The sequence below is a fragment of the Cellulomonas triticagri genome, assembly GCF_003696205.1.
In the GTDB taxonomy this organism is placed as follows: Bacteria; Actinomycetota; Actinomycetes; order Actinomycetales; family Cellulomonadaceae; genus Cellulomonas; species Cellulomonas triticagri.
Genome location: NZ_RFFI01000170.1, coordinates 1 through 5639, shown reverse-complemented (window position 1 = coordinate 5639; position 5639 = coordinate 1). Strand labels below are relative to the sequence as shown.

The window sequence follows — 5639 nt, the reverse complement described above, 5'->3', positions numbered from 1 at the left end:
CGCGTCGGCGGCGGCGAGCAGCGCGTCGATGCCCGCGGGGGCCGGTCCGCCGGGCGTCGTGGAGGCGCCGGACACCGTGATGCCCCGCCGCCGCAGCAGCGAGGGCGCCGCCGCGGGCGCGGGCCCGTCGGGCACGTCGATGGTCAGCTCGTAGCGCTCGCGCGCGAAGAAGCCCGCGACCCCGCCGGTCCGCACGCGCTCGGCGCGCACGATCCGCGCGGTGGGTCCGAACTCGGCGCGGACGTGCACCATGAGCTCGGCCAGGTCGGCCCCCTCAAGCAGCAATCGCGTGGGCACCGCTCACCACCCCGACGGTCTCGATCCGGGCGCCGCCGCCCGTCACCTCCGCGTAGGAGAGCACGGGCAGGCGCTCCAGCGCCAGGATGACGACCTTGCGCAGCGCGGGCCGCAGGGCGGGCGCGCACACCAGGACGACGGACCGGCCGGTGGCCTCGGCCTCGGCGACGGCGACGCGCAGCCGCTCCAGCATGGCCTCCAGGCGGGTGGGGTCGGTGACGATCTGCGTGCCGGCGTCCGTCGGGCGCAGGGCCTCGACGAGCTGCTGCTCGAACACCGGCTCCAGGGTGAGCACGCGCAGCACCCCGTCCTGCACGTACTGCGCGGACAGCGCCGGGCCGAGCGCGCCGCGGGCGGCCTCGACCAGGCTCTCGGGGTCGGTGCCGGACTTGGCGCGCAGGGTCAGCGCCTCGTAGATCCGCGACAGGTCCCGGATGGGCACCTCCTCGGCGAGCAGCCCCTGCAGCACGCGCTGCACCTCGCCCAGCGACAGCAGGCCCGGCACGAGCTCCTCGACCACGGACGGGTTGACCTGCTTGACGCCCTCGGTGAGCACCCGCACGTCCTCGCGGCCGAGCAGCCGCGGCGCGTTGGTGGTGATGATCGACCCGAGGTGGGTGATGAGCACGGAGACGCGGTCCACGACGGTGGCGCCGGCCATCTCGGCGGCGTGCCGCAGCTCGGCGGCGACCCACTTGCCGGGCAGCCCGAACACGGGCTCGACGACGGACTGGCCGGGCAGGGCGCCGAGGTCGTCGCCCAGCGCGAGCACGCGGCCCGACGGCACCTCGCCGCGCCCCGCCTCGACGCCGGAGATCCGCACGACGTAGGTGGAGCGGGGCAGGTCGACGGAGTCGCGGGTGCGCACGGGCGGCACGACGATGCCGAGCTCCATGGCGATCTTGCGGCGCAGGCCGCGCACGCGGTGCAGCAGGTCCTGCTCGGGGCCGTTGCCGACCATGTCGACCAGGTCGGGGGCGAGCAGGATCTCGAGCGTGTGCACGCGCATCTGCTCGATCAGCGCCTCGGGGGTGTCGTTCGACGTGGGGGTGGCGCCGGTCGCGGCGTTGGTGGCGGCGACGCGCTCGGCCTCGCGGGCCTCGCGGGCCTCCGTCGCCTTGACCCGCTGGGCCACGATCAGCAGGGCGGCACCGACGAGGACGAACGGCAGCTTCGGCATCCCGGGCAGCAGCGCCAGGGCCAGCGCGCCGCAGCCCGCGATCAGCAGGGCGTTGCGGGACTGCGACAGCTGCTTGGACGCGACCGTGCCCATGTCGCCCTCGGCCGTGGCCCGGGTGACGACGATGCCGGTGGACACCGACAGCAGCAGGGCGGGGATCTGCGTGACGAGGCCGTCGCCGATGGTCAGCAGCGAGAACTTCTCCAGCGACTCCTGGAACGTCAGGCCCATCTGGGCGATCCCGATGACGAACCCGCCGACCAGGTTGATGATCGTGATGATGATGCCCGCGATGGCGTCGCCCTTGACGAACTTGGAGCCACCGTCCATGGCGCCGTAGAAGTCGGCCTCGGCGGTGATCTCGGCGCGCCGCTTGCGGGCGGTGTCCTCGTCGATGAGGCCGGAGTTCAGGTCGGCGTCGATGGCCATCTGCTTGCCGGGCATCGCGTCGAGGGTGAAGCGGGCGCCGACCTCGGCGACGCGGCCCGCACCGTTGGTGATGACGACGAACTGGATGACGACCAGGATCAGGAAGATCACCAGGCCGATCACGAGGGACCCGCCGACGACGAAGTGGCCGAACGCGTCGATGACCTCCCCGGCGAACCCGTCGCGCAGCACCAGCCGGGTGGAGGCGACGTTCAGCCCCAGCCGGAACAGCGTGAACACCAGGATCAGCGACGGGAAGACGCTGAAGTCCAGCGGCTTCTGCACGTACATGCTGGTGAGCAGGATGACCAGCGACGCCGTGATGTTCACGGCGATCAGCACGTCGAGCAGCGCCGCGGGCAGCGGCACCACGAGCAGCAGGACGATGCCGACGACGCCGACCGGGACGGCGAGCTGGGAGATCTGCCGGTTCTTCATCGCAGGTCCTCGGGGGTCGGGGTGGCGGGTCGGGGCGAGGTCGTCGTCCTCAGGATCGGCAGCGGGTGGCCGCTCATGCGGTCTTCTCCGACTTCTCCGCGCGGATCCGGCGACGGGCGCCGGCGACGGTGGTGGGGACGTCCTCCGGGGCGACGGAGCCGCCCGGGAGGGTGTGCTTGCCGAGCGCGGCGCCGCGGCGGCGCAGCTGCATGACGAAGGCCAGCACGCGGGCGACGGCGCTGAACAGGTAGGCGGGGATCTCCTGGTCGACGGCGCACGCGGCGTGCAGGGCGCGCGCCAGCGGGATGTCCTCGACCATCGGGACGCGGTGCTCGGCGGCCTGCTCGCGGATCTTCGCCGCGACGGCGCCCGCCCCCTTGGCGGTCAGGCGCGGGGCGCCGCTGCCGGCGACGTACTTCAGGGCGACGGCGACGTGGGTCGGGTTGACGACCACCACGTCGGCGTCGGCGACGGCCGCCATCATGCGGTTGCGGCTCATCGCCATCTGCTTGGAGCGGATCTGGCCCTTGACCAGGGGATCGCCCTCGGAGCGCTTGTGCTCCTCCTTGATCTCCTGGCGGGACATGCGGGTCTGCTTCCGGTTGCGCCGGATGACGACCATCATGTCGATGGCCGCCATGAGCACGCCCGCGGCGACGCCCCAGACGATCAGCTGCCGGATGCCGGCCCCCGCGACGCCGAGCATGTGCTCCAGCGGGATGCGGCCGGTGCCCATGAGCTGCGGCACGAGGGCCTGCACCGCGAGGTAGAGCACGACGCCGACGACGGCGGTCTTCAGCAGCGTCTTCGCGCCCTCCCACAGGGTCTGGGGTCCGAACAGCCGCTTGAGGCCGTTGACGGGGTTGAACTGCTGCACCTGCGGCTTCATCCGCTTGGGGTGCACGCCGCCCTGGGCGGCGGCGGTGGCGATGACGACGACCGCGACCACGGCGAGCATCGGGCCGATGGTGCCGACCACGGACCACAGCCCGTCGCCGAGCAGGTTCGTGACGGTGCCCGCGTCGGGGTGCGCGATGGCCTCCCGCACGGCGGCGATCTGGTCGTGCGCCGCGTCGGAGCCCCGGTGCAGGGTGCTGGGCAGCATCACAGCGGCGGCGGCGAGCCCGATCCAGGCGGTGAGGTCCTGCGAGCGGGAGAGCTTCCCGTCGCGGTAGACCTGCTTCATCCGCTGGGCTGTGGCCTTCTCGGTCTTCTCGCCCCCGGCCCCGGCCCCGCTCACGAGCCCGCCCCCACGACGCGCAGCATCGACGTCACGGCGCGCTCGGCGAGGTCGCCGACGACGCCGGGCAGCGCGAGGTACGCGAAGCCCGCGAACGTGACGGTCATCAAGATCTTCAGCGGGAAGCCCATCGCGAAGGCGTTCAGCGCGGGCGAGACCCGGGTCAGCAGGCCGAGGCCCACGTCGGTGAGGAACAGCACGATCAGCAGCGGCCCGCCGATCTGCAGGGCGGCGAGGAACATGTCGGTCAGCCCGGTGGTGACGGACTGCGCCATGGCGGCGAGGTCCAGGCCGGAGCCGACCGGGGCGGCGTCGAAGGAGCGCGCGAGTCCCGCGATCATCAGCTGGTAGCCGCCGCTGACGAACAGCAGCACCAGGCAGGTCCAGTTGTAGAGCCGGCCGAACTGCGCGCCGGACGTCTGGTTCTGCGGGTCGAACGCCTGGGCGAGCTGGAAGCCGCCGAACAGGTCGATGAGCCCGCCGGCGGACTGCACCGCCGCGAACAGCAGGGAGACCAGGAAGCCCAGGGCGGCGCCGACGACGGCCTCCAGCACGAGCGCGCCGAGGAACGCCCCGGTGGACGCGGTGGCCTCCATCGACCCCTCCAGCCGCGGCAGCACGGCGAGCGCGAGCCCGACCGAGAGCATCGCCTTCACCGCGCCGGGGATGCCGCGGTGGGCGAACGGCGGCGCGACCACGAAGAAGGCGGCGAACCGGACGCCGGCGAGCATCGTGGTCTGGACCGCGGCCAGGGACAGGGTCAGGTCCATCGCGGGTCAGCCGCCGAGCAGCGCGGGGATGCGGTCGAACAGCTGCTGGGTGAAGCTCACCATCTCGGCGATCATCCAGTGCCCGCAGACCAGCAGGGCGACCGCGGCCGCGATGGCCTTGGGCACGAACGACAGCGTCACCTCCTGGATCTGGGTGACGGACTGCACGAGCGACACGGAGAAGCCGACGACCAGCGCGGTGATCAGCACCGGGGCGGAGAGCTTCGCGGCGACGATCAGGGCGTCGAGGCCGATGTCGAGGACGGCGGCGGTGTCCATCAGCCACCTCCCGCCGACGCGGCGCCCACGAGGGCGGTGACGATGAGGCCCCAGCCGTCGACCAGCACGAACAGCAGCAGCTTGAACGGCAGGGACACCATGACGGGCGGCAGCATCATCATGCCCATGCTCATCAGGACCGAGGACACGACCAGGTCGATGACGAGGAACGGGATGAAGATGACGAACCCGATGATGAACGCCGACCGCAGCTCGGAGAGCATGAACGCGGGGATGAGCGTGAGCATCGGCACGGTGGCCGCGCTCTCCGGGTTCGGCTGGTCGGCGGCCCGGGTGATGAGGGCGAGGTCCTGCTCGCGGGTGTGGCCGAGCATGTACTCGCGCAGCGGCGCGGACCCGGCGTCGAGCGCGGTCTGGAAGTCCATCCCGCCGTTCAGGTAGGGCTGCACGGCGACGTCGTTCACGTCGGACAGCACCGGCGCCATGACGAACAGGCTGAGGAACAGCGCGAGACCGGCGATCACCTGGTTGGGCGGCACGGTCGTGAGGCCGAGCGCGTTCCGGGTGAGGGACAGCACCACGAAGATCTTGGTGAAGCCGGTCATCATCAGCAGCAGCGACGGCGCGACCGACAGCAGCGTGATGCCGATGAGCACCACGATCGAGCTGGACGGGGTGCCGTTGACGCCGTTGATGGACACGGAGACCTCGCCGTCGGCGGGGTCGGCGGGCGCCGCGGGCGCGGCCGGGTCGGTGGGCGGGACCGGCGCGGCGTGCGCGACGGACGAGCCGAGCACGACCAGCGCGACCACGAGGCCGAGGACGGCCAGCAGGACGAGCGGCCAGCGCCGGGCAGGGCGGGCGGGTGTGACGGGCGCGGGGGCCTCGTCGAGGACGGTGGTCACCGGCGCACCGTCCGCTCGCGCAGCGCCGCGACGGCCTGCTTCCAGGTGGACGGGGCGAGCACGGAGCCGTGCAGCGCGCCGGCGGCGGCGGGCTCGGGCAGGTCGGCGGGGCGCACCGCGGGGACGGCCGGGACGACCGC

At 72.8% G+C, this 5639-nt stretch carries 6 protein-coding genes; all 6 read right to left on the bottom strand.

The annotated features are described in order from the left end of the window. Positions 1 to 297: hypothetical protein (locus tag EBM89_RS19190; protein WP_199732205.1), on the bottom strand; the 297-nt coding region annotated here is incomplete at its 3' end. Then, entirely contained in the window at positions 275 to 2344 is a 2070-nt protein-coding gene (locus EBM89_RS19185) for a flagellar biosynthesis protein FlhA (protein WP_122151206.1), read from the bottom strand. The genes EBM89_RS19190 and EBM89_RS19185, both read right to left, overlap by 23 nt. A 73-nt stretch (positions 2345 to 2417) precedes the next feature. Further along, positions 2418 to 3584, bottom strand: a complete 1167-nt coding sequence (locus tag EBM89_RS19180; RefSeq protein WP_233571860.1) for an EscU/YscU/HrcU family type III secretion system export apparatus switch protein — start codon at positions 3582 to 3584, stop codon at positions 2418 to 2420. After that, positions 3581 to 4354, bottom strand: a complete 774-nt coding sequence (locus EBM89_RS19175) for a flagellar biosynthetic protein FliR (protein ID WP_122151205.1) — start codon at positions 4352 to 4354, stop codon at positions 3581 to 3583. The genes EBM89_RS19180 and EBM89_RS19175 overlap by 4 nt, the downstream gene beginning before the upstream one ends. 6 nt (positions 4355 to 4360) lie before the next feature. Further along, positions 4361 to 4633 (bottom strand): flagellar biosynthesis protein FliQ, encoded by a 273-nt coding sequence (fliQ, locus tag EBM89_RS19170; RefSeq protein ID WP_122151204.1) that lies wholly within the window; start codon positions 4631 to 4633, stop codon positions 4361 to 4363. Further along, a complete protein-coding gene (gene fliP / locus EBM89_RS19165; protein ID WP_199732204.1) occupies positions 4633 to 5499 on the bottom strand; it encodes a flagellar type III secretion system pore protein FliP in 867 nt (288 codons plus the stop codon). The genes fliQ and fliP overlap by 1 nt, the downstream gene beginning before the upstream one ends. Positions 5500 to 5639 lie beyond the last annotated feature (140 nt).

What these genes read in the sequence shown, in the direction of transcription:
- EBM89_RS19175 (WP_122151205.1), bottom strand. Translation starts at nt 4,354, where the DNA reads ATGGACCTGACCCTGTCCCTGGCCGCGGTCCAGACCACGATGCTCGCC.
- EBM89_RS19185 (WP_122151206.1), bottom strand. Translation starts at nt 2,344, where the DNA reads ATGAAGAACCGGCAGATCTCCCAGCTCGCCGTCCCGGTCGGCGTCGTC.
- fliQ (WP_122151204.1), bottom strand. Translation starts at nt 4,633, where the DNA reads ATGGACACCGCCGCCGTCCTCGACATCGGCCTCGACGCCCTGATCGTC.